This window comes from Paracoccus zeaxanthinifaciens ATCC 21588, assembly GCF_000420145.1.
Taxonomy (GTDB): domain Bacteria; phylum Pseudomonadota; class Alphaproteobacteria; order Rhodobacterales; family Rhodobacteraceae; genus Paracoccus; species Paracoccus zeaxanthinifaciens.
In genome coordinates this window covers 157,500-183,962 of record NZ_ATUJ01000004.1, presented here as the reverse complement: position 1 = coordinate 183,962, position 26,463 = coordinate 157,500, and the positions used below count along the sequence as shown (strand labels likewise).

25 protein-coding genes are annotated in these 26,463 nt (G+C 67.6%); 19 read left to right on the top strand and 6 right to left on the bottom strand.

The genetic code is table 11. The features are described from left to right. Positions 1 to 4: 4 nt before the first annotated feature. A complete protein-coding gene (locus tag F804_RS0105760) occupies positions 5 to 361 on the top strand; it encodes a DUF2946 family protein (RefSeq protein WP_022706802.1) in 357 nt (118 codons plus the stop codon). Between the two features lie 39 nt (positions 362 to 400). Then, positions 401 to 1,774, top strand: a complete 1,374-nt coding sequence (locus F804_RS0105755) for a PepSY-associated TM helix domain-containing protein (protein ID WP_022706801.1) — start codon at positions 401 to 403, stop codon at positions 1,772 to 1,774. Positions 1,775 to 1,843: 69 nt separating this feature from the next. Here the strand turns inward: F804_RS0105755 and F804_RS0105750 are convergent, their stop codons facing one another. Further along, a complete protein-coding gene (locus tag F804_RS0105750; RefSeq protein ID WP_022706800.1) occupies positions 1,844 to 2,740 on the bottom strand; it encodes a LysR family transcriptional regulator in 897 nt (298 codons plus the stop codon). A gap of 113 nt (positions 2,741 to 2,853) precedes the next feature. On the opposite strand from F804_RS0105750, the gene xdhA reads away from it, so the two are divergent. The 4 genes from xdhA to guaD are packed head-to-tail and all read left to right on the top strand — an operon-like array spanning position 2,854 to position 8,634. Then, on the top strand, positions 2,854 to 4,305 hold the full coding sequence (xdhA, locus tag F804_RS0105745) for a xanthine dehydrogenase small subunit (RefSeq protein ID WP_022706799.1): 1,452 nt from the start codon (positions 2,854 to 2,856) through the stop codon (positions 4,303 to 4,305). Continuing rightward, positions 4,302 to 6,617 (top strand): xanthine dehydrogenase molybdopterin binding subunit, encoded by a 2,316-nt coding sequence (xdhB, locus tag F804_RS0105740; RefSeq protein WP_022706798.1) that lies wholly within the window; start codon positions 4,302 to 4,304, stop codon positions 6,615 to 6,617. The genes xdhA and xdhB overlap by 4 nt, the downstream gene beginning before the upstream one ends. Next, on the top strand, positions 6,614 to 7,348 hold the full coding sequence (gene xdhC, locus F804_RS0105735; RefSeq protein WP_022706797.1) for a xanthine dehydrogenase accessory protein XdhC: 735 nt from the start codon (positions 6,614 to 6,616) through the stop codon (positions 7,346 to 7,348). Before xdhB ends, xdhC begins: the two co-directional genes overlap by 4 nt. After that, on the top strand, positions 7,336 to 8,634 hold the full coding sequence (guaD, locus tag F804_RS0105730) for a guanine deaminase (protein ID WP_022706796.1): 1,299 nt from the start codon (positions 7,336 to 7,338) through the stop codon (positions 8,632 to 8,634). The genes xdhC and guaD overlap by 13 nt, the downstream gene beginning before the upstream one ends. On the opposite strand, the gene F804_RS0105725 is transcribed toward guaD, so the two are convergent. Further along, positions 8,612 to 9,460, bottom strand: coding sequence for a LysR family transcriptional regulator (locus F804_RS0105725; RefSeq protein ID WP_022706795.1), 849 nt, complete (start codon positions 9,458 to 9,460; stop codon positions 8,612 to 8,614). The two genes, guaD and F804_RS0105725, sit on opposite strands and share 23 nt — an antisense overlap. A 105-nt stretch (positions 9,461 to 9,565) precedes the next feature. Between F804_RS0105725 and F804_RS0105720 the strand changes: the two genes are divergently transcribed. The 8 genes from F804_RS0105720 (at position 9,566) to trpB (ending at position 20,232) form a co-directional block, all read left to right on the top strand. Next, positions 9,566 to 11,176 carry a GMC family oxidoreductase gene (locus F804_RS0105720; RefSeq protein WP_022706794.1) on the top strand — a complete coding sequence of 537 codons (1,611 nt, stop codon included), beginning with the start codon at positions 9,566 to 9,568 and terminating at the stop codon, positions 11,174 to 11,176. After that, positions 11,173 to 12,348, top strand: coding sequence for a mandelate racemase/muconate lactonizing enzyme family protein (locus F804_RS0105715; RefSeq protein ID WP_022706793.1), 1,176 nt, complete (start codon positions 11,173 to 11,175; stop codon positions 12,346 to 12,348). The genes F804_RS0105720 and F804_RS0105715 overlap by 4 nt, the downstream gene beginning before the upstream one ends. Beyond that, positions 12,345 to 13,829, top strand: a complete 1,485-nt coding sequence (locus tag F804_RS0105710) for an aldehyde dehydrogenase family protein (protein WP_022706792.1) — start codon at positions 12,345 to 12,347, stop codon at positions 13,827 to 13,829. The genes F804_RS0105715 and F804_RS0105710 overlap by 4 nt, the downstream gene beginning before the upstream one ends. Before the next feature lie 48 nt (positions 13,830 to 13,877). Then, positions 13,878 to 15,437 carry an ABC transporter substrate-binding protein gene (locus F804_RS0105705; RefSeq protein ID WP_022706791.1) on the top strand — a complete coding sequence of 520 codons (1,560 nt, stop codon included), beginning with the start codon at positions 13,878 to 13,880 and terminating at the stop codon, positions 15,435 to 15,437. A gap of 70 nt (positions 15,438 to 15,507) precedes the next feature. Beyond that, complete coding sequence (locus F804_RS0105700) at positions 15,508 to 16,461, top strand: ABC transporter permease (protein ID WP_022706790.1); 954 nt, start codon at positions 15,508 to 15,510, stop codon at positions 16,459 to 16,461. Positions 16,462 to 16,480: 19 nt separating this feature from the next. Further along, the gene (locus F804_RS0105695) at positions 16,481 to 17,296 is read left to right on the top strand and encodes an ABC transporter permease (RefSeq protein ID WP_022706789.1); all 816 of its coding nucleotides are present in this window, start codon (positions 16,481 to 16,483) and stop codon (positions 17,294 to 17,296) included. Next, entirely contained in the window at positions 17,293 to 18,903 is a 1,611-nt protein-coding gene (locus F804_RS0105690) for an ABC transporter ATP-binding protein (RefSeq protein WP_022706788.1), read from the top strand. The genes F804_RS0105695 and F804_RS0105690 overlap by 4 nt, the downstream gene beginning before the upstream one ends. 102 nt (positions 18,904 to 19,005) lie before the next feature. Next, positions 19,006 to 20,232 carry a tryptophan synthase subunit beta gene (gene trpB / locus F804_RS0105685; protein ID WP_022706787.1) on the top strand — a complete coding sequence of 409 codons (1,227 nt, stop codon included), beginning with the start codon at positions 19,006 to 19,008 and terminating at the stop codon, positions 20,230 to 20,232. On the opposite strand, the gene F804_RS0105680 is transcribed toward trpB, so the two are convergent. Genes F804_RS0105680 through pth form a run of 3 tightly spaced genes read right to left on the bottom strand, consistent with a single transcriptional unit; the run spans position 20,223 to position 22,351 of the window. After that, the gene (locus F804_RS0105680; RefSeq protein WP_022706786.1) at positions 20,223 to 20,603 is read right to left on the bottom strand and encodes a DUF2237 family protein; all 381 of its coding nucleotides are present in this window, start codon (positions 20,601 to 20,603) and stop codon (positions 20,223 to 20,225) included. The genes trpB and F804_RS0105680 overlap by 10 nt on opposite strands. A 48-nt stretch (positions 20,604 to 20,651) precedes the next feature. Further along, positions 20,652 to 21,644: a DUF2332 domain-containing protein gene (locus F804_RS0105675; protein ID WP_028725659.1), complete on the bottom strand. Its 993-nt coding sequence runs from the start codon at positions 21,642 to 21,644 to the stop codon at positions 20,652 to 20,654. 2 nt (positions 21,645 to 21,646) lie between these two features. Further along, entirely contained in the window at positions 21,647 to 22,351 is a 705-nt protein-coding gene (gene pth / locus F804_RS0105670) for an aminoacyl-tRNA hydrolase (RefSeq protein WP_022706784.1), read from the bottom strand. Positions 22,352 to 22,513: 162 nt separating this feature from the next. Here pth and F804_RS0105665 point away from each other — a divergent pair, with 162 nt between their 5' ends. The 5 genes from F804_RS0105665 (at position 22,514) to F804_RS0105645 (ending at position 25,867) form a co-directional block, all read left to right on the top strand. Then, on the top strand, positions 22,514 to 23,146 hold the full coding sequence (locus tag F804_RS0105665) for an ATP-dependent Clp protease proteolytic subunit (protein WP_022706783.1): 633 nt from the start codon (positions 22,514 to 22,516) through the stop codon (positions 23,144 to 23,146). Between the two features lie 167 nt (positions 23,147 to 23,313). Further along, a complete protein-coding gene (clpX, locus tag F804_RS0105660) occupies positions 23,314 to 24,579 on the top strand; it encodes an ATP-dependent Clp protease ATP-binding subunit ClpX (protein ID WP_022706782.1) in 1,266 nt (421 codons plus the stop codon). A 94-nt stretch (positions 24,580 to 24,673) separates the two neighbouring features. Next, complete coding sequence (locus F804_RS0105655; RefSeq protein WP_022706781.1) at positions 24,674 to 25,048, top strand: NADH:ubiquinone oxidoreductase subunit NDUFA12; 375 nt, start codon at positions 24,674 to 24,676, stop codon at positions 25,046 to 25,048. Between the two features lies 1 nt (position 25,049). Continuing rightward, complete coding sequence (gene mlaD / locus F804_RS0105650; protein ID WP_022706780.1) at positions 25,050 to 25,520, top strand: outer membrane lipid asymmetry maintenance protein MlaD; 471 nt, start codon at positions 25,050 to 25,052, stop codon at positions 25,518 to 25,520. Beyond that, complete coding sequence (locus tag F804_RS0105645) at positions 25,517 to 25,867, top strand: DUF2155 domain-containing protein (protein ID WP_022706779.1); 351 nt, start codon at positions 25,517 to 25,519, stop codon at positions 25,865 to 25,867. Before mlaD ends, F804_RS0105645 begins: the two co-directional genes overlap by 4 nt. Here F804_RS0105645 and aat read toward each other — a convergent pair. Continuing rightward, positions 25,834 to 26,460 (bottom strand): leucyl/phenylalanyl-tRNA--protein transferase, encoded by a 627-nt coding sequence (aat, locus tag F804_RS0105640; RefSeq protein WP_022706778.1) that lies wholly within the window; start codon positions 26,458 to 26,460, stop codon positions 25,834 to 25,836. The two genes, F804_RS0105645 and aat, sit on opposite strands and share 34 nt — an antisense overlap. Between the last annotated feature and the right edge of the window lie 3 nt (positions 26,461 to 26,463).

Sequence of the window (26,463 nt, the reverse complement as noted above, 5' to 3'; positions counted from 1 at the left end):
GCCCATGCTGCGGGTCCTGCACATCGCCCTGCTGCTTGGCGTGATGCTGGGCCTGACGCTGCCGAAGACCTCGGCGGCGCTTGCCGATATGGGGCTGATCGACGACGGCTTCGTCGTGATCTGCACGGGCCACGGCCTGGAACGTGTTTCCCTGGCCCAGATCGATCCGCGCCCGCAGCCGCCCTCGGACGAACATGACGCGCATTGCCTGCTGGTCCATGCGCTGGACCACGCGACGCCAGCGGATCAGCCGCTGTGGCTGCGCATCGCGCGCAGCTTTCCGCGCCTTGACGCCGCGCCGCCCGCGCTGCCGTCCCATCCCCCGCTTCTGGCGCAGGCCCGCGCCCCTCCTGCCGGTTGACGACACCCCCATTTCGTCAATCCAGCCAGAGGTTCCTTCATGACCACCCGATCGCCCGCCACGCGGGCCGCCTTCTATCGTGCCGCATGGCGCTGGCATTTCTATGCCGGGCTGTTCGTCATTCCCATCTTCCTGATCCTTGCCGTGACCGGCCTGATGATGCTGTGGATCGCCCAGATCGACGGGCGCGACGGCGAACGTATCGCCGTCGTTCCGCAGGGCGACCCCGCCAGCCTGACCGTGCAGGTCACCGCCGCCCTCTCGGCAGTTCCCGGAGGAGAGCCGGTGAAATACGTGGCCCCTCGCGATGCCGAAAGCGCCGCGATCTTTCGCATCGACGGGGCCGAGGGTGCCCGCACCGTCGCCGTCGATCCATACACCGCCACGGTCGTGTCCGATTTCGCCCATCGCGGCGGCTGGTACGACTGGGCCGACAACACGCATGGCACCCTGCTGATGGGCGTCTTCGGCGACCGCGTGATTGAAATCGCGGCATCGCTCGGGATCATGCTGCTGGCGACGGGCCTGTATCTGTGGTGGCCCCGCGGAGGGCAGAGCTGGCGCGCGCTGCTGCCGGTTCCGGCCAAGGGGCGCGGCCTGTGGCGGTCGCTGCATTCGGTCACGGGGATCTGGATCTCGGTCGCGCTGCTGTTCTTCCTGATCTCGGGGCTGTCCTGGGCGGGGATCTGGGGCGCGCGGATGATGCAGGCTTGGTCGACCTTCCCGCCCGCGAAATACGATGCGGTGCCGCTGTCGGACCTGACCCATGCCAGCCTGAACGACGGCCCGAAAGAGGTTCCCTGGACGCTCGAACAGGCCCCGCTTCCCGCATCGGGTTCGGATGCAGGCGGCGATCTTCGGGCGACGGGCCCGCTGAACATCGACACGATCGACCGCTTTGCCCGGCAGATCGGGTTCGAGGGGCGGTACCAGTTGAACATCCCGCGCAGGCCGGACGCCGTCTGGACGATCTCTCGCGATTCGATGTCGACCGACAGCCGCGATCCGTTCAGCGACCGGACCGTGCATGTGGACCGCTACAGCGGCCGCGTGCTGGCCGACATGCGGTTCGCAGACTATCCCGTCGCGGGGCAGGCGATGGCCGCGGGCATCGCGCTGCACATGGGCACCCTGGGCTGGTGGAGCGTCATCGCCAACACCGCCTTCTGCCTCGGGGTGATCTTCCTCTGTGTCAGCGGCGCGGTAATGTGGTGGATGCGCCGCCCCTCGGGCAGCCTGCGCCTTGTCGCGCCGCCCATGCCGCATGCGATGCCGATGTGGCGGGGCGCGGTCGTGGTGGGTGCCGTGATCGGGGTGGCCTTCCCGCTGGCTGGGCTGACCTTCGCGGCGGTGCTGATCCTCGACCGCCTGGTGCTGTCGCGGGTGCCGACCCTGCGCCACGCCTTCAGCTAGGGCGCTGTCGGGGGCCATCGGCCCCCGCGCCGCGCGGCCCCTTCGATGGGGGCTGCGCGGCGTGCCTGCTCAGTCAAACAGCGGCCGCAATTCCCGCACCGCGAAATCCGCGAACATGCGCACCTTGGGATCCTGCAACCGCCGATGGGGCGTCAGGCAACCCATCTGCGCCACGGTCGGCGGCGTCTCGGGCAGCACCACCTCCAACCGTCCTGCCGCCAGGTCGTCGGCCACCTCGTATCGGGGCCGATTCGCGATGCCGTGCCCCGTCAGTGCCCAGTCGCGCAGGACCTCTCCGTCATCGGTGTCGAAGCGTCCCGTGACCATCATCTTGCGCGGGCCCTCGGGCGTCACAAGGGTCCAGTAATATTCCGGGCTGCGGGGGTACCGCAGCAGCAGGCAATCGTGATCCGCCAGATCCTCGGGTCGCTCGGGCCGCCCCCGAGCCGCCAGATAGGCCGGCGCTGCGACCAGAACGCGCGGGCAATCCGCGATCTTGCGCCATTTCAGGGCGGAATCCGCAGGCTCGCCCAAGAAGAAGGCAAGGTCGATCGCATCCTCGACGATGTTGACGTTGCGATCGGACAGCCGCAGCCGGATCTCGACGCCGGGATTGTCGTCGCAGAAACGCGGGATCAGCGGCGCGACCAGCCTTCGCCCCAGCCCAAGCGGCGCGGTCAGCCGGATCACCCCCTGCGGCTTGCCCGAAAAGCTGCTGACCAGCGCCTCGGCCTCGTCCAGGGTCTCGATCACCCGCTTGGCATGGTCGTAGAAGGCGCGCCCCAGCTCGGTCGTGGTCAGCTTGCGGGTGGTGCGGTTCAGCAGGCGCAGGCCGAAGCGGTTCTCCAGATCCTTGATCCGGTTCGAGGCGACTGCCGGCGAAAGACGCAGATCGCGCCCGCCTGCGGTGATCGAACCCAGTTCGACGACGCGGACGAAGACGCGCAGGCTTTCGAGATAGGACATGGGATGTTCGGCTTTCAACGTTTCGTGTAAAGTCTTCCAAGTCGGAAATGATTTCGCAACGGCTTTTTCCGCCCTAGCATTCATGTTCCCACGCATGCCCGGAAGGACCAAGGATGACCCAGCTGCGTTTCCTGCTGAATGACCAAGAGATCGCCCTGTCCGAGGTGTCGCCCTCGGACATGCTGCTGGATCATCTGCGCATCGCCCGCCGCCTGACGGGCACCAAGGAAGGCTGCGCCGAGGGCGATTGCGGCGCCTGCACCATCCTGTCGGGGCGCGTGACGCCCGACGGTCTGGTCTATGAACCGATCAACGCCTGCATCCGTCCGCTTGCGGCCTGCCACGGCACGCATATCGTCACGATCGAACATCTGGCGGCACCGGATGGGGGGCTGCACCCGGTCCAGGCGGAGATGGTCGAACATCACGGCAGCCAGTGCGGCTTCTGCACGCCGGGCATCGTCATGGCGCTTTATGGTCTGTGGATGACCGATCCCGACCCGTCCGAGGAGATGATCGAAACCGCGTTGCAGGGCAATATCTGCCGCTGCACCGGATACCGCCCGATCATCGACGCCGCACTCGCCGCCGCCCGCGCGGGCGGTCAGGCGATGGATGCGCTGGCCCGTGAACGCCAGGATGTCGCGCGGCGGCTGGCCGCGATGCGGCAGGGCCGCGTCGATGTGTCCCGCGACGGGCACCGCGCCATCGTGCCCGCCGATACGGACGATCTTGCCGCGCTGCTGGTCCAGCAGCCCGACGCCACCATCGTCGCGGGTGCGACCGATGTGGGCCTGTGGATCACCAAGTTCCTGCGCCCCATTCCCAGTGCCATCTTCATCGGCGCGTTGATGAAGGACATCCGCCATGAGGACGGCGCGCTGCGCATCGGCGCGGGCGTCACCTATTCCGAGGCCTTGCCGATGATCCGCCGTCATCTGCCGCAGGTCGCTGATTACTGGCTGCGCATCGGCGGCTGGCAGGTCCGCAACCTCGGCACCATCGGCGCGAACATCGCCAACGGTTCGCCCATCGGGGACACGCCGCCGCTGCTGATCGCGCTTGGCGCCGAAATCGTGCTGCGTCACTGCGATACCCGGCGGCAGATCCCGCTGCAGGATTTCTTCATCGATTACGGCAAGCAGGACCGCAAACCCGGAGAGTTCGTCGAGGAGATCGTGATCCCGACCCCGGCTGCCCGCATCGCCGCCTACAAGGTGTCCAAGCGCCGCGACAGCGACATCTCGTCCGTGGCGATGGGCATCGTGGTGCGCGAGGAAGGCGGCACCATCATCGACGCACGCATCGCCTGCGGCGGCATGGCCGCGACCCCGCGCCGTGCGACCGCGGCCGAGAACGCGCTGATCGGCCAGCCCTTCGCCGCCGACAGCTTTGCCGCGGCGGGTCGCGCCATTGCGGATGATTTCACCCCGCTCAGCGACATGCGCGCCAGCGCCGAATACCGCGCCAGCGTGGCGCGCAACCTGATCCGCCGCTTCTGGCTGGAGCAATCCGACCCGGATCTGCCCGTCACCCTGCGCGATGCCGCCAAGGAGGTCGCATGAAGGACGCAACCGACAACGCCCCGATCCGCGGCCTTGCGCATCAGGACGCCATCCATGACAGCGCGGCCAAGCATGTCACGGGCCGTGCCGAATATACCGACGACCTGAACGAGCCCTCGGGCCTTGCCCATGCCTATCTGGGCCTGTCGGAATGCGCGCATGGGCGCATCCTGTCGGCGGATTACACCGATGTGCTGGCGCATCCGGACGTGCTGGGCGTGCTGACGGCGGCGGACCTGCCGGGCGTCAACGACGTGTCGCCAAACGGCAAGGACGACGATCCGATCCTGGCCGACGGGATGGTCCATTTCCTGGGTCAGCCGGTATTCGCGGTCATCGCCCGGACCCGCGACGCCGCCCGCCGCGCGGCGCGGATGGCCAGGATCGAATACGAGGCGTTGCCCCATGCGCTGGACCCGATCGCGGCCCGCGATGCCGGGATGGGATACGTCACCGACCCGCTGACCCTGAAGCGCGGCGATGCGGCCGCCGCGATGGCCGACGCGCCGCACCGGATCGCGGGGCGCTTCGCGATCGGCGGGCAGGACCACTTCTACCTTGAAGGGCAGATCGCCATGGCCGTGCCGGGCGAAGATGACGACATGGTGCTGCATGTCTCGACCCAGCACCCGTCCGAGGTGCAGCACATGGTCGCCCATGCCCTTGGGGTGCCGAACCATTCGGTCGTGGTGAACGTGCGCCGCATGGGGGGCGGCTTCGGCGGCAAGGAAACGCAGATGAACCTGTTCGCCTGCGTGGCCGCCATCGCGGCGCGCCGCTGGAACTGCGCGGTCAAGATTCGCCCCGACCGCGACGACGACATGACCGCCACGGGCAAGCGCCACGATTTCGTGGTGGATTACCAGGTGGGCTTCGACGATCAGGGACGCATCCGCGCGGTCGATGGCGACTGGTACGCGCGCTGCGGCTTCAGCGCGGACCTGTCCGGCCCCGTGACCGACCGGGCGCTGTTCCATGCCGACAACGCCTATTACTATCCCAATGTGCGGGTCAGCAGCCATCCGATGCGGACGAACACCGTCAGCAACACGGCGTTCCGCGGCTTTGGCGGCCCGCAGGGCGTGATCGTGGCCGAACGCATGATCGAGGAGATCGCCTATGCGCTGCGCATGGACCCGTTGGAGGTGCGCAAGCGCAACCTGTACCAGAACGGCCAGCTGACCCCCTATCACCAGGAGGTCACCGACCAGATCCTGCCGCGCATCTTCGACGAGCTGGAGGCCAGCAGCGATTACCACGCGCGCCGGCAGGCCGTGCTGGACTGGAACGCGAAGGGCGGCGTCATCCGCAAGGGGATCGCGCTGACGCCGGTCAAGTTCGGCATCAGCTTCACCGCGACGTGGTTCAACCAGGCGGGTGCGCTGATCCATGTCTACAATGACGGCTCGATCCACCTGAACCATGGCGGGACCGAGATGGGGCAGGGGCTGAACACCAAGGTCGCGCAGGTCGTGGCCGAGGCGTTCCAATGCGACATCTCGTTGATCAAGATCACGAAGACCACGACCGAGAAGGTGCCCAACACCTCGGCCACGGCGGCATCGTCGGGGGCGGATCTGAATGGCATGGCGGCGCTGGATGCTGCGGAACAGATCAAGGCGCGGCTGGTGGAATTCGCAGCCTCGCATTGGGGCGTGGCGCCCGACCGCGTGGCATTCCGTCCGCGCGCGGTGCAGGTGGGCGACGAGCTGGTGCCCTGGGCCGACCTGATCCGCGCGGCCTACATGGCGCGTATCCAGCTGTCGGCTGCGGGCTTCTACAAGACGCCCAAGATCCACTGGGACCGCTCGACCGGGCAGGGGCGGCCCTTCTTCTACTATGCCTATGGCGCCGCGGTGTCCGAGGTTTCGGTGGACACGCTGACCGGCGAATACCGGATCGACCGGATTGACATCCTGCATGACGTGGGCCGCTCGTTGAACCCGGCGCTGGATCGCGGCCAGGTCGAAGGCGCCTTCGTGCAGGGTGCGGGCTGGCTGACATCCGAGGAATTGTGGTGGGACGACAAGGGCCGCCTGCGCACGCATGCGCCCTCGACTTACAAGGTGCCGCTGGCATCGGACCGGCCGCGCATCTTCGACGTGCGGCTGGCCGAATGGTCGGTGAACCCCGAACGCACCGTCAAGCGGTCCAAGGCCGTGGGCGAGCCGCCTTTCATGCTGGGCATCAGCGTGTTCGAGGCGATCAACATGGCCGTGGCCTCGGTCTGCGATTACCGCGAGCCGGCCCGCATCGATGCCCCCGCCACGCCCGAGCGCGTGCTGATGGCGGTCGAGCGCCTGTCGCGATGATCCGCGTCCGCATCTCGGCGGCCAAGGGCTCGACCCCGCGCGATGCCGGGGCCGAGATGTTCGTGACTCCGGATCGGGTCACGGGCACCATCGGCGGCGGGCAGCTGGAATACATGGCCATCGACCGCGCCCGCCAGATGCTGGCCCGAAACGAGGCGCAGGCCCGCATGGACGTGCCCCTGGGCCCCGAGATCGGGCAATGCTGCGGCGGTCGCGTCGTCCTGACGCTGGATCGTGGCGCACCGCGCGCCGAACGGCGCAGGCAGGCGCTGGTCTTCGGCGCGGGCCATGTCGGTCGCGCGCTGGCACCCGCGCTGTCGGTCCTCCCGCTGGAGGTGACGCTGATCGACAGCCGCCCCGAGGAACTGGCCTTGGCCCGTGGCGTGACCACCCGCCTGACCCCCATCCCCGAGGCCGAGCTGCGCGCCGCCCGCGCGGGCGACATCGCGGTCATCCTGACCCATGATCACGCGCTGGATTTCCTGCTGGCCTCCGAGGCGCTGTCGCGCGGCGATCTGGCCTATGTCGGCATGATCGGCAGCGCGACCAAGCGCGCCCGCTTCGCGCGTTTCGCACGCGGGCAGGGGATCGACCCCGCGCCGCTGGTCTGCCCCATCGGCAGCGGCGGCACGCCCGACAAGCGCCCCGAATTCATCGCGGCCTTCACCATGGCCGAGATCGCCCGCCTTGTTTCCCACGCCCATCTGAACGAGCAGACATGCGACAACTGATCCGGGGCCGCGTCCTCGATTTCCACGCCGATCCGAACCAGACCGCCGACAATCACCGTTTCTGGGAAGATGGCGCCATCGTCATCCGCGACGGCCTGATCGAGGCCGTGGGCGATCACGCCGACCTGGCCGAACCCGACCTGCCCGAGATCGACCACCGCCCGCATCTGATCATGCCGGGCTTCATCGACCCGCATATCCATTTCCCGCAGGCGCAGGTCATCGCCAGCTGGGGCGCGCAGCTGCTGGACTGGCTGCAGAACTATACCTTCCCCGAAGAGGCCCGCTTCGGCAATCCCGACCATGCCGCGCGGATCGCGGGGCTGTTCCTCGATCAGCTGGTCGCGAACGGCACGACCAGCGCGGTGGCCTTCTGCTCGGTCCACAAGACCTCGGCCGAGGCGCTGTTCAGCGCCGCCCATGCGCGGAACATGGCGATGGTCGCGGGCAAGGTGATGATGGACCGCAACGCCATCCCCGAGGTGCATGACACCGCCCAGAGCAGCTATGACGACAGCAAGGCGCTGATCGAGGCGTGGCACGGCAAGGGCCGCCAGCGCTATGCGATCACGCCGCGCTTCGCGATCACCTCGACCCCGGAACAGCTTGCGGCGGCGGGTGCGCTGACGGCCGAGCATCCGGACTGCCACGTCCAGACCCATCTGAGCGAGAACCTGGCCGAGATCGAATATACCTTAAGTCTGTATCCCAAGGCACGGGATTATCTGGACATTTATGAACAGAACGGCCTGCTGTCGGACCGTCTGCTGCTGGGCCACTGCATCCACCTGCGGGACCGCGAGATCGCGCGAATGGCCGAGACTGGCAGCCGGGCGATCTTCTGCCCCACCTCGAACCTGTTCCTTGGCTCGGGGCTGTTCGACGCCGACGGGCTGCGCGATGCGGGCATCGTCAGCGGCGTGGCGACCGATGTCGGTGGCGGGACCAGCTGGTCCATGCTGCAGACCCTGAACGAGGGCTACAAGGTCATGGCCATGCGCGGGCAGAAGCTGCACCCGCTGGCGGCGTTCCACTGGGCCACGCGCGGGAATGCCATGGCGCTTGGGATGGAGGATCGGATCGGCACGCTGGCCCCCGGCTCGGACGCCGATCTGGTCGTGCTGGACGCGCTGGCGACGCCTGCGATGGCGCTGCGTTCCGAACGCATCCGCACCCTGTCCGAGGAGTTGTTCATCCTGCAGATCATGGGCGACGACCGCGCCGTCGCGCAGACCTATGTCGCGGGGGTGGCGCAGAAGGGCCCTATCGCCGCAGCCATTCGATGATGGCCGCGACCTCGGGGCGGTGGGGGTTCGTGCCGTGCGGCAGCACGATGTGGTGCCCCAGCCGTTCGGGGATGCGGCGGTCGCCTGCCGGAACCAGCCGCCCGTCCTGCAGATAGGGACGGGCGAATACCTCGGCCACCAGGGCGAAGCCGCGCCCTGCGGTCGCCAGTTCCAGCGCGACAAGCGACTGGTCCACCGTGATGGCAGGGTCGGGCGCGTGCCTGTCAGGCAAGTGACAGGTGAAGAAATGCTCCCACGAATCCAGCACGCCGGTGACCGCGATCAGCGGGCCTGAAGCGATGTCGCCGCGGGCCGCCAGTTCCGGCGTCGCCACGGGCAGGACGTCGCCCTGCATCAGGGGGATCACCTCTCCGTCGGACCAGGTGCCGTCGCCATAGCGGATGTCGATGTCGATCCCCTCGCGGCCCGGATCGTCGGACCAGGACGTGGACAACAGCCGCAGCGTCACGTCGGGCAGGGGGCGGGCCATCTTCGGCAGCAGCCACAGGCTGGTCAGCGAGCTGAGGCAGCGCAGCGTGACCGTGTTCCCCTGCGTCTTGCCGAACAGCCCCGAGGTCGAATCGTTCAGCGCCGCGAATGCCTGCGTGATGATCGGAAGATAGCTCTGGCCCAGCCGCGTCAGCGAAAGCGACCGCCGCGCGCGCGTGAAAAGCTGCTGCCCCAGCCGCGCCTCGAGCGAGCGGACCTGGTGACTGACGGCGGAGGGGGTCAGGGCCAGCTCCTCGGCGGCGCGGGTGAAGTTGCCCAGCCGGGCGCTTGCCTCGAAGGCGCGAAGCCAAGGCAGGGGCGGCAATTCGTTGAACATGGGGCGGGTATTCTTCTGCGAATTATTTCGAGGTTCGGACGAATTATTATTCGTTATGCACCCCGGTCGTCAAACTGACACAGTGCACCCGAATTCGGAGGTCGCGTGTCACGATACGATTACATCATCGTCGGTGCAGGTTCGGCAGGCTGCGTGCTGGCCGAACGCCTGTCGCGGTCGGGGCGTCGCAGCGTCCTGATCCTGGAGGCCGGAGGCCCTGACCGGTTGCCGTGGATTTCCCTGCCGATGGGCTATGGCAAGACCTTCCATCATCCGGGGGTGAACTGGCGCTACAGCTCTCAGCCCCAGGAGGCGCTGAACGGGCGCAGCGACTACTGGCCGCGCGGGCGTGTCGTGGGGGGCTCGGGGTCGATCAACGCCATGCTCTATGCGCGGGGGCTCCCGGGCGATTTCGACGACTGGCAGGCGGCGGGCGCGACCGGCTGGGGCTGGGATGCGGTCCGCGAGGCCTATGACCGGATCGAGACGCATGTCGCGCCGGATGGCAGCACGCGCGGGGACGGCCCGATCCACGTGCAGGACGTGTCGGACCAGGTGCATCCGGTGAACCGCCACTTCTTCGAGGCGGCGTCCGAGCTGGGCCTGCCCGCATCCGCGGACCACAACGGCGGCACGCCCGAAGGGGCCGCGACCTATCGCATCAACACGCGGCGGGGGCGGCGGCATTCCTCGGCCGCTGCGATGCTGCGACCCGCGCTGCGGCGCGCGAACGTGACGCTGCTGACGGGCGCGCTGGTCCGCCGCATCCGGTTTCAGGGACGCCGCGCCGTGGCCGTCGCCTATGACCGGAACGGCACCCCGTCCGAGGCTGTGGCAGGGCGCGAGATCATCCTGGCTGCAGGCTCGGTCACCTCGCCGCGCATCCTGCAATGGTCGGGGATCGGGCCTGCGGGCCATCTGCGCGACCACGGCATCGACTGCATTGCCGACAATCCGAATGTCGGCGGGCATCTGCAGGACCATCTGGGGATCAGCTATCTGTATCGTGCGACGCAGCCGACGCTGAACGACGTGCTGTCGCCGCTGACGGGCAAGATCCGCGCGGGGCTGCGATACCTGCTGACGCGCAAGGGACCGCTGGCGCTGTCGGTGAACCAGTGCGGCGGGTATTTCCGCACCGATCCCGCCTTGGGGCGCCCGGACCAGCAGCTGTATTTCAACCCCGTCACCTATACGACGACGCCCAAGGGGACGCGGACGGTCATCAACCCCGATCCGTTTCCGGGCTTCATCATCGGCTTCTCGCCCGCGCGTCCGACCAGCCGGGGGCGGATCGACATATCCTCGGCTGATGCGGGGGACGCGCCGCTGATCCGTCCCGACAGCCTGGCCACGGATGAGGACCGCGCGCAGGTCGTGGCGGGTGGGCGGCTGTGCCGTGCGCTGATGCGCAGCGATGCGATGACGCCGCTGGTGAAGGGGCCCATCGGTCCCGATCTGCGCGACATGGACGACGCGGCGATCCTTGCCGATTTCCGCGAACGCTGCGGCACGGTGTTCCACCCCGTGGGGACCTGCCGGATGGGGGCCGATGCCACAGGGTCGGTCGTCGATCCGCGCCTGCGGGTGCACGGGTTCGCGGGGCTTCGGGTGGTCGATGCCTCGGTCTTTCCGAATCTGACATCCGCCAATACCAACGCGCCGACGATGATGGTCGCATGGCGCGCCGCCGACATGATCCTGGAGGACGCATGAGCCAGCCCTATTCCGCATCCGGTGCCGTGCCGCTGCGCCACGCAAGGGGCGGTGACGACAGCGGGCCGCGCATCGCCCGGATCGAGACCTTCACCACCCCGCTGGTCGGTTTCGTCCGCGTGACCACGCGGGACGGTGCGATCGGCTGGGGGCAGGTCTCGCCCTATAATTCCGACATTACCTGCCAGGTGCTGCACCGCTCGGTCGCGCCATGGGCGTTGGGGCGCGGGATGGGTGCGCTGGAGGATATCGTGGCGCAGGTTCCGCTGCGCGAGCACAAGTATCCCGGCACCTATCTGTGCCGCGCGCTGGCCGGGTTCGAGACCGCCGCCTGGGACTGGCGCGGCAGGTCGCTGGACCTGCCGGTCGCAAGCCTTCTGGGCGGCGATCCGGGGCCGATCCGCGCCTATGCGTCCTCGATGCGCCGCGACATCACCCCCGCGGACGAGGCCCGCCGCATGCAGGACCTGCGAGACCGTCACGGCTTCGACGCGTTCAAGGTCCGCGTGGGGGCGGAATGCGGCCAGGATCGCGACGAATGGGACGGCCGCACCGAGGAGATCGTGCCCACCATGCGCCGCGCCATGGGCGATGACGCGCATCTTCTGGTCGATGCCAATTCCGGCTTCCTGCCCGAACGCGCCATCGCCGTGGGCCGGATGCTGCAGGATCACGGCTATGAACATTACGAAGAGCCGTGCCTGTACTGGGAGCTGGAGCAGACGGCCAGCGTCAATGCTGCCCTGAGCATCGAGGTCGCGGGCGGGGAACAGGACTGGGACCTGGTGAACTGGCGGCGCATGATCGACATGCGCGCGGTGGACATCGTGCAGCCTGACATCCTCTATGTGGGCGGCATGATCCGCGCCATGCAGGTCGCGCGGATGGGGCATGCGGCGGGGCTGCCCTGCACGCCCCATGCGGCGAACCTGTCGATGGTCACGCTGTTCACCATGCACCTGCTGCGCGCCGTGCCGAATGCGGGGCGCTATCTCGAATTCTCGATCGAGGGGGACGACTACTATCCGTGGCAGCGAGGGCTGTTCCGGAACGACCCCTATGCCGTCGCGGATGGCAGGGTGAGCGTGACCGACGCCCCCGGCTGGGGTGTCGAGATCTCGCCCGAATTCCTTGCCCGCGCCCAATACCAAGTCACCGAGGAGCAGCCATGAAGCTTGCCGATTTGATCCGCACGTACGACGAAACGGGCACGCTGCCGATGCTGCCGCAGGGACATTACATCGACGGCGCCTTCCATCCGGCCAGCGACGGCGCGCGGATGGACAGCTTCGATCCGGGCCGCGGCACCGTGCTTGGCAGCTTTGCCGCCGGGGGGGCCGAGGATGTGGACCGCGCGCTTGCATCCTCGCAGCGCGCGTTCGAGGCCTGGCGCGACGTGCCGCCCGCAACACGCTGCCGCATCCTGAACGACGTGGCCGCCCTGATGCGCGCCGAGGCCGACCTGCTGGCCGTGGTCGAGAGCCTCGACAGCGGCAAGACCCTGGCCGAGGCGCAGGGCGATGTCGCGGGATCGGCGCGGCTGTTCGAATATTACGCGGGCGCCGCAGACAAGCTGGACGGGCGCAGCCCCGACCTGGGCGGCGGGACGGTCGCCTTCACAGCCAAGGAGCCGGTCGGCGTCACCGCGCATATCGTGCCCTGGAACTATCCCACCTCGACGCTGGTGCGCGGGATCGCGCCCGCGCTGGCGGCGGGTTGCACCGCGGTCGTGAAACCGGCCGAGACGACGCCCTTCACCGCGCTGCTGATCGCGGATCTGCTGGTGCGTGCGGGCGTGCCCGCGGGTGTCGTGAACGTGGTGACGGGGACGGGCGCCCAGGCCGGTGCGCCACTGGTCGGCGACCCGCGCGTGCGCCACGTGACCTTCACCGGTTCGGTCGGGACGGGGATCGACGTTATGCAGCGCGTGGCCCCGAACGTCACCGGCCTGACGCTGGAGCTGGGCGGCAAGTCGCCGCTGATCGGATTTGCGGATGCATCCGCGGCGAAGGTGGCCGACGGGGCGCTGTGGGCGATCTTCTCGAACAGCGGGCAGATCTGCTCGGCCGGGTCGCGGCTGATCGTGCATCGCAGCCTGCACGACCAGGTGCTGTCCGAACTGGTCGCCAGGGCGCAGAAGCTGCGCGTCGGCCACGGCCTGCGCAACCCCGACATGGGCGCCGTCAATTCCGATCTGCACCTGTCGCGGATCGCGGGCCATGTCGATGCCGCACGCGCCCGCGGGCTGGAGATCGTGACCGGCGGCCATGCCGTGACCGACCCCGAGACGGGCGCCGGCTGGTTCTATGCGCCGACCGTGATCGACGGCGTTCCGCAGGACGACGATGCCGTCCAGCAGGAGATCTTCGGCCCCGTGCTGACCGTCCAGACATTCGATGATATCGACGAAGCGATTTCGCTGGCAAACGGCACCGACTTCGCGCTGAATGCCGGCATCTACACGCCCGACATCACCACCGCACTGCGGGTTGCACGCAGGGTCGATGCGGGGCAGGTCACCATCAACGACTATTGGGCCGGCGGGATCGAGCTGCCATTCGGCGGCAACCGCAAGTCCGGCTTCGGCCGGGAAAAGGGACTGGAAGGGCTGGAGGCCTATACGCGCACGAAATCCATCGCAATCGCGGTCTGAGGAAGCCCCGCACCGGGGTCGCCGCCATCACTGTCAGAGGGGAAAGAGATGACATCGACGAATTGGGCAACTTCGCGCCGCGGCTTCATGGCCGGGGCCGCCGCGGGCGGGCTGGTGCTGGGGATGGGCATGCCCGCCATGGCACAGGACCACACGCCGAAGAAGGGCGGCACGCTGCGCGTCGGCTATACCCAGGGCGAAAGCTCGGATTCGATGGACCCGGCGACCTATTCCAACGACTTCATGTTCGCGATCAGCTATGCCGTATTCTCGACCCTGGTCGAGATCGGGCCGGACGGCACCGCTCAGCCCAGCCTGGCCGAAAGCTGGGAGCCTGACGCCGATGCCGCCAGCTGGACCTTCCGCCTGCGTGACGACGCGACCTTCTCGGACGGGATGAAGCTGCGCGCGGTCGATGTCATCTCGTCCATCCGCCACCACATGGGCGACGCGTCCAAGTCCGGCGTCAAGAGCCTGCTGAGCCAGATCGCGGACATCCGCGCCGATGGCGACAGCACGGTCGTGTTCGACCTGACCTCGGGCAGCGCCGATTTCCCGCTGATCCTGAACGATTATCACCTGACCATCCGCAAGGACATGGACGGCCGCATCGACGCCGACAGCATGATCGGCACCGGCGGCTATGTGATCGAGAACTTCGAGCCGGGCGTCCGCGCCGACCTGCGCCGCCGCGACGACTACTGGAAGGAGGGGCGCGCCCATTTCGACCGCGTGGTCCTGCTGAAGGTCGGCGATCCGGCCGCGCGGATGAATGCGCTGGTCACCGGCGAGGTGGACCTGATCGACCGCCCCGACCTCAAGACCCTGCCGCTGATGGCGCGCAACCCGAACCTGCGCGTGCACACCCAGAACGGCACGCTGCACTATACCATGCCGATGAACACGAAGGCCGCGCCCTTCGACGACGCGAATGTCCGTATGGCGGTGAAATACGCCATCGACCGGCAGGCCATCGTGGACAAGATCCTGCTGGGCTATGGCACGGTCGGCAACGATCACCCGATCGCCAGCTCCATGCCGTTCTACAACCCGGATCTGGAACAGCACGCCTATGACCCGGACAAGGCGAAGCATTTCCTGTCCAAGGCGGGGCTGGACGGGCTGGACATCACGCTCCAGACCTCGGACGCGGCGTTCAACGGCGCGGTGGACGCGTCGGTCCTGTTCGCCGAGGCCGCGCGGGCCGCGAACATCAACATCACCGTCGATCGCCAGCCCGATGACGGCTACTGGTCGAATGTCTGGCTGAAGAGCCCGTTCTGCTGCAGCTATTGGGGCGGGCGTCCGACGCCGGACCTGATGTTCAGCGCAGGCTATGCCGCCGGGGCCGACTGGAACGATACCCACTGGGAGAACCCCCGCTTCAACGAGCTGCTGGTCGCCGCCCGGTCCGAGCTGGACCAGGGCCTGCGCACCGAGATGTATGCCGAGATGCAGGGCCTGTGCCAGCAGGACAACGGCTCGCTCATCCCGGCATTCGGGCAGTATGTCTCGGCCATGAGCACGAAGATCCGCATGCCCGAGCGGATATCCGAGATGTGGGACCTGGACAGCGTCCGCTTCATCGAACGGTGGTGGATGGCCTGAGGCCGTCCCCGCACGCCCACGAAGCGCATCCCGCCGCCCCGCCATCCGGGGCGGCCCAGGAGAACACGCGATGTCCAATGTTTCCAAGCTGATCCTGCAGCGGCTGATCCTTGGTGTCCTGACCCTTTTCGCGGTCTCGGCGCTGATCTTCGTCGGGATCGAACTGCAACCGGGCGACCTTGCCCAGCAGATCCTGGGCCAGTCGGCCACCCCCGAAACCCTTGCCGCGTGGCGGGCCGAGCTTGGCCTCGATCTGCCGGCGCATCTGCGCTATCTCGATTGGCTGTCGGGGGTGGCGCAGGGCGATCTGGGCAATTCGCTGGCCTCGCGCAGGCCGGTGGCGGACCTGCTGATGTCGCGCCTGTCGAACACGATGTTCCTTGCCGCCTATGCCGCGATCATCGCGGTGCCGGTCGCGGTGGCCCTGGGCCTTCTGGCCGCGATGTGGCGCAACAGCCCGTTCGACCGGGGCGTGAACGTGGGCGCGCTCAGCGCGATCTCGATGCCGGAATTCTTCGTGGCCTACGTGCTGATCCTCGTCTTCTCGATCCGGCTTGGGTGGTTCCCGACGCTGGCCCGCATCGACGAGGCGACCTCGCTTGGCGATGCGGTCTATCGGTGCTTCCTGCCGGCGCTGACGCTGATGCTGGTCGTGGTGGCGCACATGATGCGCATGACGCGGGCCGCGATCATCAACGTGCTGGCATCCCCCTATATCGAGATGGCGCGCCTGAAGGGCGTTCCGCGCTGGCGGGTGATCCTGCGCCACGCGCTGCCCAATGCGGCCGCGCCCATCATCAACGTGGTCGCGCTGAACCTTGCCTATCTGATCGTGGGCGTCGTCGTGGTCGAGGCCGTCTTCTCCTATCCGGGGATGGGGCAGTTGCTGGTCGATGCCGTGTCCAGCCGCGACCTGCCGGTGGTGCAGGCCGTGGGCCTGTTCTTCGCGGCGACCTATGTGACGCTGAACGTGCTGGCCGACATCCTGTCGATCATGTCCAACCCCCGCCTGCGCCGCGGCTGAAACAGGGAAAGGAGCGCATATGAAGACGCTGAAGACAGCGCCGCCCACCGCCTGGTTCGGCATGATCGTCGTCGCCCTGACGATGCTGACCGCGATCTTCGCCCCCCTGATCGCCCCCCATGCCGAGACCGAGATCGTCGGCATGCAGTTCCTGCCCTGGAGCGCCGAGCACCCCCTGGGCACCGACAACCTTGGCCGGGACATGCTGTCGCGCATGATCTACGGGGCGCGCAACACGGTGGGGCTGGCCCTGCTGACGACCGCGATGGCCTTCGCGGCGGGGTCCATGCTGGGCATGTTCGCCGCACTGCGCGGCGGCTGGGTGGATCAGGTCCTGTCGCGGATCATCGACGTCATCATGGCCGTCCCGCCGCTGATCCTTGCGCTGATGATGCTGGCCATCGTCGGGCCGTCGATCCCGAACATGGTCGCCGTGATCGCCTTCATCTATGTCGCGCCGGTCTATCGCCTGGCGCGGGCGGCGGCGATGAACGTCGTGCGGCTGGACTTCATCGAGGCCGCCCGCCTGCGCGGCGAGGGCACGTTCTGGCTGATGCGCCGCGAGGTGCTGCCCAACATCTCCTCGACGCTGATCGCGGAATTCGGGCTGCGCTTCTGCTTCGTGTTCCTGTTCATCGCGGCGCTCAGCTTCCTTGGCATCGGGATCCAGCCCCCCACCGCCGACTGGGGCTCGATGGTCAAGGACAACGCGACGCTGATCACCTTCGGGGACATCACCCCGCTGATCCCCGCAGGCGCGATCGCGCTGCTGACCGTGGCGATCAATTTCATCGTGGACTGGATGCTGCACCGCGCCAGCGGCCTGAAGACATGAGCGAGGCGAAGATGGACACCCTTCTGGACATGCGCGGCCTGCGGCTGGAGGCTGGCCCGAAATCCGATCCGACCGTGATCCTGCACGGGCTGGACCTGCAACTGAAGCGCGGCGAGGTCGTGGGCCTCGTGGGGGAAAGCGGCGCGGGCAAGAGCTCGGCCGGGCTGGCAGCGATGGGCGTCGTGCGCGACGGCGTGCGGTTCGCGGGCGGCAGCGTCACCTTCGACGGGACCGAGCTGACATCCCAGTCGCCGCGCCGCCTGCGCAAGCTGCTGGGCAGGCGCATGGCCTATGTCGCCCAATCGGCGGCCGCCAGCTTCAACCCCGCGCATCGGGTGATCGACCAGGTGACCGAGGCTCCGGTCCTGCACGGCGTCATGTCGCGCCCCGAGGCCGAGGAGGACGCGATCCGCCTGTTCCGCCAGATGCAGCTGCCCGATGCCGACCGGATCGGGATGCGCTATCCCCACCAGATGTCGGGGGGGCAGCTGCAGCGCGCGATGACCGGGATGGCGATGGCCTGCCGCCCCGACCTGATCGTCTTCGACGAGCCGACGACCGCGCTGGACGTGACCACCCAGATCGAGGTGCTGGGCGCGATGCGCGACATCGTCGAGCGTTACGACGCGGCCGCGATTTACATCACGCACGACCTTGCGGTCGTCAGCCAAATGGCCGACCGCATCATGGTCATGCGCCACGGGCAAGAGGTCGAGACCCAGCCCACGCGCGACATGCTGGCCACCCCGCGCGAGGATTACACCCGATCGCTTTGGTCGGTGCGGTCGCTGAACCGTCCCGCGCGGGTCGAGCCGCGCCCCGCGCTGCTTGAATGCCGCGACCTCTCGGCAGGCTATGGCGACGTGAAGGTGCTGCACGACGTGTCGGTTGAACTGCCCCGCGGGCGCACGACCACCGTGGTCGGCGAGAGCGGTTCGGGCAAGTCCACGCTGGCCAAGGTCATCGCGGGGCTGATGCCGCCCATGTCTGGGCAGGTGCTGTGGCAGGGCGACCCGCTGCCCGCGGATTACCGCGCGCGGGGTCGCGACCTGCTGCACGATGTCCAGATGATCTACCAGATGGCGGATACCGCGCTGAACCCCCGCCATACCGTCCGCGAGACGCTGGCCCGGCCCGCCCGCTTCTGTCGCGGCCTGACGGGCAAGGCGCTGCAGTCGCGCGTCCGCGACCTGATGGAGCTGATAGAGCTGTCGCCGGACAAGTTCCTCGACCGACGCATCCCCGAATTGTCGGGCGGGCAGAAGCAGCGCATCGGCATCGCCCGCGCCCTTGCCGCCGAGCCGCGCTTCGTCATCTGCGACGAGGTGACCTCGGCCTTGGACCAGTTGGTCGCGGGCGGCATCCTGCGCCTGCTGATGCGGCTGCAGGACGAGCTGGACCTGACCTACATGTTCATCACCCACGACCTGGCGACGGTCCGGGCCATCGCGGATCAGGTGGTGATCATGCAGAAGGGAAGGGTGGTCGAGCAGGGCCCGCGCGACCGCATCTTCGATGCGCCGCAGCAGGATTACACCCGCAGGCTGCTGGAGGCGGTGCCGCAGATGGACCCCGACTGGCTGTCGCGCGTGCGTGCGGCGTCCTGACCGGGGCGTGGGGCGCCTTTTGCGCCCCTGACCCTTCACCCCGCGCGCCAAGGCGGCTAGAAGGGGCGAAACCGTTTCAATCCGACCGCAAAGGCGCTTTCCATGGCCGACGATCTGCTGAACAGCTTCAAGACCGGACCCGACGAACAGGGGCGCTTCGGCATCTATGGCGGCCGCTTCGTCAGCGAGACGCTGATGCCGCTGATCCTGGACCTGCAGGACGAATACGAACGCGCCAAGACGGACCCGGAATTCTGGGCGCAGATGGACGATCTGTGGACCCATTACGTCGGCCGCCCGTCGCCCATGTATTACGCCGAACGCCTGACCCAGCACCTGGGCGGCGCCAAGATCTACATGAAGCGGGACGAGCTGAACCACACCGGCGCGCACAAGATCAACAACGTGCTGGGCCAGATCCTGCTGGCGATGCGCATGGGCAAGACCCGCATCATCGCCGAGACCGGAGCGGGCCAGCACGGCGTGGCGACGGCCACCGTCTGCGCGCGCTTCGGGCTGAAATGCGTCGTCTACATGGGCGCGCATGACGTCGAACGCCAGGCGCCCAACGTCTTCCGCATGCGCCTTCTGGGCGCCGAGGTCGTGCCCGTGACCAGCGGTCGCGGCACGCTGAAGGACGCGATGAACGACGCGCTGCGCGACTGGGTGACGAATGTGCGCGACACCTTCTACTGCATCGGCACCGTGGCGGGTCCGCATCCCTATCCGGCGATGGTCCGCGATTTCCAGTCGATTATCGGCAAGGAAGCGCGCGAGCAGATCATGGCCCGCGAGGGGCGCCTGCCCGACACGATCATCGCGGCCATCGGTGGCGGCTCGAACGCGATGGGGCTGTTCTATCCGTTCCTCGACGACGACAGCGTGAACATCATCGGGGTCGAGGCCGGCGGCAAGGGCGTCGACGACCGGATGGAGCATTGCGCCAGCCTGGTCGGCGGCCGCGCGGGTGTGCTGCATGGCAACCGCACCTATCTGCTGCAGGACGATGACGGGCAGATCCTGGAAGGGCACTCGATCAGCGCGGGCCTGGATTATCCGGGCATCGGGCCTGAACATGCCTGGCTGAAGGACGTGGGCCGCGCGCAATATGTCAGCATCACCGACAAGGAGGCGCTGGAGGCGTTCCAGCTGTGCTGTGCGCAGGAAGGCATCATCCCCGCGCTGGAGCCCAGCCACGCGCTGGCCCATGTCATCAAGATCGCACCGACGCTGCCTGCCGACCACCTGATCGTCATGAACATGTGCGGGCGCGGCGACAAGGACATCTTCACCGTCGCCAAGCACTTGGGCGTCGATATTCAGGCCTGATCGTCGGCCCCGACGGCGTGCCGCTGCAGCAGGTCCAGCGGCACGACCTCCAGCGCCTTCAGATGCGTCGCCTCCAGCACCACGCGGGGTGCGGCGTATTCCTGTGCCGCCTGCAGGAAGCGCGCCGCGCACAGGCACCAGCGGTCGCCGGGCTTCAGCCCCGCGAAGTTGAACTCGGGTCGCGGTGTCGACAGGTCGTTGCCCAGATAGGCCGACATGGCCAGGAATTCCGCCGTCACGATCACGCAGACCGTGTGGCTGCCCCGATCCTCGGGGCCGGTATCGCAGCAGCCGTTGCGATAGAACCCCGTCAGGGGCGATGTCGAACAGGGCTGCAGATCCCCGCCAAGGACGTTGACCGAGGGTTCCATGCGCTTCTCCGTGATGGCTGACGGGTCCAGCCTAGGGGCAAGCGCGCGTCAGGCCAAGGGTCGGGGCTGCCAGTCGATCCAGCGGCCGTGGAAATCGGCGCGGCCAAGCGACCAGCGCCGCGTATCGCCGTCGCGCAGGGTCAGGGTCAACGCGGCACCGTGGCCGCCATCGGCCTCCATCCCGAAATGCGCCAGCGGGGATGCCGCGTCGGCAGGGCTGTGTTCCAGCGCCTGCGCGACCATCGTGGCCGTTGCGGGCGGGAAATACTGCGCGGCGACGGTGTGGAACACCAGCCGCAGGCGTCCCGGCTGGGGCAGGGCCAGCCGGTCGCGCAGCCACGCCCCCGCATCCCCCGCATCGACCCGCGCCGGATGGGTCCGCGCCAGGTCCAGCGCCGCGCGCAGCCGTGCCAGCCGCGCCTCCTGATCCGCCCAGCAATAGGCCATCAGCCGCAGGCCGTCCGCGCGGGCATCCAGCGGGTTCAGATCGACCCCGCAGCGCTCCGCCACCGCGAAGCTGCCCTGCGGCACATCGCCCCGCCATTCCGGCGTCAGCACGACGCCCGACCCCGTGAACAGGTGATAGCGGTCGAAGTTCAGGTTCAGCCCCGCCGAGGCGCCAAGCTCCAGCAGCGACAGCGGCAGGTCGCATTGCGTCGACAGGAAGCGCGCCGCGCCGATCAGCACGGCCGAGCGTGCGACCTCGTTCGTCTGGGGCGGGCTGTCCAGCCAGTCCAGGACGAAATCCCGATGCGCGTCGATGGCAGCCAGCAGCAGGTCCGCACCGACGTTCCGCGCGGTATAGGCACTGGCCAGCGCCGGATCGCGGCCCGTCAGGACCAGCGCATGCAGCGCACCGCACAGGCGCAGCGGCACGGAATCCCCGCGGCTGGTGGCATCGCCCTGCCAGCCCAGCACCCGCCGCGCGATGGGGCCGTCCTGCAGCGCATCGGCCAGCGTCTCGCAGATATCGGCGGTCAGCGGAGAGCCCAGATCCCGGCAGGACCGTGCCTGGTCGCGAAAGGCGTCCCTGACAGCCACGCTCACTTGAAGCGGTCCGACAGGGCGCGCAGCCGGTCGGTGAAGCTGGCGGGCTGTTCGGGTTCCGGCTGCGGCTTCGGTTCGGGCTTCGCTTCGGGTTTCGCGACCTTGGCGGGCGCGGCGGTGCCGCTGTTGCGCGCAGGCGCGGTGCGGTTCGCGACCGCGTTCTGGAACCGCCCCCAATCGCCCGCCACCAGCGACGGTGCCCCGTCCGAGACGCCGCGCATCAGGTCGTCCAGCCAATCCTGCTCGGCCTTGGCGAAATCGGCCAGGACATAGCCCGCCACGCGGTCCTTGTGCCCCGGATGGCCGATGCCCAGCCTGACACGGTGGTAATCCGCACCGATATGCTGGTGGATCGAGCGCAGCCCGTTATGACCCGCATGGCCGCCGCCGGTCTTCACGCGGCACTTGCCGGGCGCAAGGTCCAGTTCGTCATGCAGGACGATCACGTCGTCGGGCGTCAGCTTGAGGTATCGCATCGCCTCGCCCACGGATTGCCCCGACAGGTTCATGAAGGTCGCGGGCTTCAGCAGGACGGCCTTGTCCGTGCCCAGCCGCCCTTCGGCCACCTGCCCCTGGAAACGCGCGCGCCAGGGGCCCAAGCCGTGGTCGTCGGCCATGCGGTCCAGCGCCATGAAGCCGATATTGTGGCGGTTCGCCGCATATTTCGTGCCCGGATTTCCAAGGCCCACGATCAGTTTCAAGGCATTTCTCCGTCGCGTTTCGTGGCAGGCAGGGCCATGAATGTCGTTCCATCCCTTGCGGCTGTCCTTGCCCGTTACTAAGACTCTGTCAACCTATCGCGTCTAACACGGGTCCGAGCACCCGGTCGAATCGCGGGGACAGGGACCAAAGAAGGACTGAAGATGAGCGATCCGGCAGAATTCTACATGAACACCCTCGTTCCCATGGTGGTCGAACAGACCTCGCGCGGGGAACGGGCCTACGACATCTTCTCGCGCCTGCTGAAGGAACGGATCATCTTCGTCTCGGGGCCGGTCCATGACGGGATGTCCACGCTGATCTGTGCGCAGCTGCTGTTCCTCGAGGCCGAGAACCCCTCGAAGGACATCAGCATGTACATCAACAGCCCCGGTGGCGTCGTCACCTCGGGCCTGTCGATCTACGACACGATGCAGTACATCCGCCCGCGCGTCTCCACGCTGGTCGTGGGGCAGGCTGCGTCGATGGGCTCGCTGCTGCTGGCGGCGGGCGAACCGGGGCTGCGCTACTCGCTGCCGAACAGCCGCGTGATGGTGCACCAGCCCTCGGGCGGGTACCAGGGCCAGGCGACCGACATCCTGATCCACGCGCGCGAGACCGAGAAGCTGAAGCGCCGCCTGAACGAGATCTATGTCCAGCACACCGGCAACACGCTGGAACAGGTCGAGGAGGCGCTGGAGCGCGACCGCTTCATGTCGCCCGACGAGGCGAAGGACTGGGGCCTGATCGACGAGGTGGTCGCACCCCGCGGCAAGGCCGAGGCCGACAAGAAATAAGCGCCGTGGGGATTGTGACCGGAACGGCCAGTCCCTAACATGGAAAGCAACCGGTCGGGATGCGCGCTTCGCGCGTTCCGGCCACGCCCAAGGAATGCGATGCGCTGGAATGGTCCCGCGCTTCGCCCGCAGACAAGACCTGCCTGCGGCAATGAAGGAAGTGGACGATGGCGAACCAGTCCGGCAGCGACAGCAAGAACACGCTCTATTGCAGCTTTTGCGGCAAGAGCCAGCACGAGGTCCGCAAGCTGATTGCGGGTCCGACGGTGTTCATCTGCGACGAATGCGTCGAGCTGTGCATGGACATCATCCGCGAGGAGACGAAATCGACCGGCCTCAAGTCCGGCGAGGGCGTTCCCACCCCGCGCGAGATCTGCGGCGTTCTGGATGATTACGTCATCGGGCAGGAGCACGCCAAGCGCGTCCTGTCGGTGGCCGTGCACAACCACTACAAGCGCCTGAACCATGGTGCGAAGGGCGATATCGAGCTTGCGAAGTCGAACATCCTGCTGATCGGCCCGACGGGCTGCGGCAAGACGCTGCTGGCGCAGACGCTGGCGCGCATCCTGGACGTTCCCTTCACGATGGCCGATGCGACGACCCTGACCGAGGCCGGCTATGTCGGCGAGGATGTCGAGAACATCATCCTGAAGCTGCTTCAGGCCAGCGAATACAACGTCGAACGCGCGCAGCGCGGCATCGTCTATATCGACGAGGTCGACAAGATCACGCGCAAGTCCGACAACCCCTCGATCACGCGCGACGTGTCGGGCGAGGGTGTTCAGCAGGCGCTGCTGAAGATCATGGAAGGGACCGTCGCAAGCGTTCCGCCGCAAGGTGGCCGCAAGCATCCGCAGCAGGAATTCCTGCAGGTGGACACGACGAACATCCTGTTCATCTGCGGCGGCGCATTCGCCGGTCTGGATCGCATCATCCAGCAGCGCAACAAGGGCACCGCGATGGGCTTCGGCGCCTCGGTCAAGGAAAACACCGACCAGGGCGTGGGCGAGACCTTCAAGGAGCTGGAGCCCGAGGATCTGCTGAAATTCGGCCTGATCCCGGAATTCGTCGGCCGTCTGCCGGTCATCGCCACCCTGACCGACCTGGACGAGGAAGCGCTGATCATCATCCTGACCAAGCCGAAGAACGCGCTGGTCAAGCAGTACCAGCGCCTGTTCGACTTGGAAGGCGTGCAGCTGACCTTTACCGAGGACGCGCTGCAGGCGATCGCCAAGCGCGCGATCGAACGCAAGACCGGCGCGCGCGGCCTGCGCTCGATCATGGAGGAGATCCTGCTGGACACCATGTTCGAACTGCCCGGCATGGACAGTGTGCAGGAGGTCGTGGTGAACGAGGATGCGGTCGCGCACAGCACCGTGAAGCCGCTGCTGATCCACACGGATCAGAAGAAGGAAAGCGCGACGGCGGGCTGACCCGTCGCGGCCCGGATCCCCGCGACATGCGGGGATCTGGACCCCGGCCCGAAACTGGGGCATATCATCGAAAAACCGTTCGAGGGTTCCCGACATGTCCTTTCTGCTTCGCGCTCTGACCTGGTGGAACAGCCAGACCGTCAACACCCAGTTCTGGACCTGGCGCAACGGCACCAAGGTCGGCGAGGATGCGCAGGGCAACGTCTTCTATCAGAACAAGGACGGCAAGCGCCGTTGGGTGATCTATTCCGGCGAGGCCGAGGCCAGCCGCATCGATCCCGAATGGCATGGTTGGCTGCACCACACCTGGAACGAGGCCCCGACCGAGGTTCCGCTGCTGCACAAGGCGTGGGAAAAGCCGCACCTGCCCAACCTGACCGGGACCGACGATGCCTATGTGCCCGCGGGTTCGCTCTATCGTGCGGAACCGGCGAAGCGCAGCGATTACGAAGCCTGGCAGCCCGAATAAGATGACCGCGGCAAGCGACGCAGGAACGGCACGGGCCGAGCTGATCGCGGGTGCCGTCGTGATCGCGGTGGCCGCCGGTTTCCTCGGATGGGCCGCGCAGGGGCGTTTCTCGCAGGGTGGATACGAGGTCACGGCATCCTTCCCCGATGTGGATGGCGTGTCCGTGGGCACCGAGATCCGCATGGCGGGCGTCCCGATCGGCAAGGTGTCCAAGGTGCAGTTGGATCCGCAGACCTACATGGCCGACGCGGTGCTGCGCATCCCCGAGGGGATCGTCCTGCCCGCTGACAGTGCCGCGATAATCCAGTCCGACGGGTTGCTGGGCGGCGCTTATATCCAGATCCAGCCGGGCGGCAGCCTGGAGAACCTTGCGCCCGGCGACGAGATCGAGGACGTGCAGGGCGCCGTGAGCCTTCTGCAGCTGATGCTGAAATTCGTCGACAGCCAAGCCTCGGAGGGAGGGGAAGAATGATCCGCGCCGCCATCCTGTCGCTTCTGCTTGCCAGCCCCGCCGCCGCCCAGGAGGTCGCGCGCGCCGAGGGTGCCTTGCTTCGGGGGCTGGACAAGGTGTCGGGCCGCACGACCGATCTGCGCCTGTCGGTGGGCGAGGCGGTTCGCTATGGCAGGCTCGAGGTGCGGCTCGGCGAATGCCGCTATCCCGCGGCCGATCCCAGCTCGGACGCCTATGCCCAGCTGATCGTCACGGACCTGCGCCAGAACGCGACCGTCTTCAGCGGGTGGATGATCGCCAGCTCTCCGGCGCTGTCGGCGCTGGACGATGCGCGCTATGACGTCTGGGTGATTTCCTGCCAGAGCTGATCGGCGTCGGGCAGATCCGCCGCGCCGAATTCCGCATTGCCTGACAGCGCGGTCGCCAGTTGGCGACGGTAGACGGCCCGCGGAATTTCGGACCCGCCCATGCGTTCCAGATGCGGGGTCAGGAACTGCGTGTCGAACAGGCTGAAGCCGCAGCGTGCAAGATGCGACGAGGTCCACAGAAGCGCCATCTTCGACCCGTTCCTGCGCGCCGACATCATGGATTCCCCGAAGAAGGCCCGCCCGAGCGTCACCCCGAAGATGCCGCCTGCGAATTCGCCGTCCTGTCGCACCTCGATCGCGTGGGCGTGGCCCATCGCGTTCAGTTGCAGGTACAGCCGGAACAGCGGCTCGTTGATCCAGGTGGTTTCGCGGTCGGCACAGGCGCGAACGACGTGTGCGAAATCGCCGAAATGTCCGGACCACCCGCCCCGGCGCAATTCGCGCCGAAGCGAGCGTGATCCCCGGATGCCACCGACGGGCAGCACGCCCCGCATGGGCGGGTCGAACCACCACAGCTGGTCGTCATCCGCGCTTTCGGCCATGGGAAAGACGCCGCGCGCATAGCCGTTCAGCAATTGCGCGGGCGTCAGCACCCA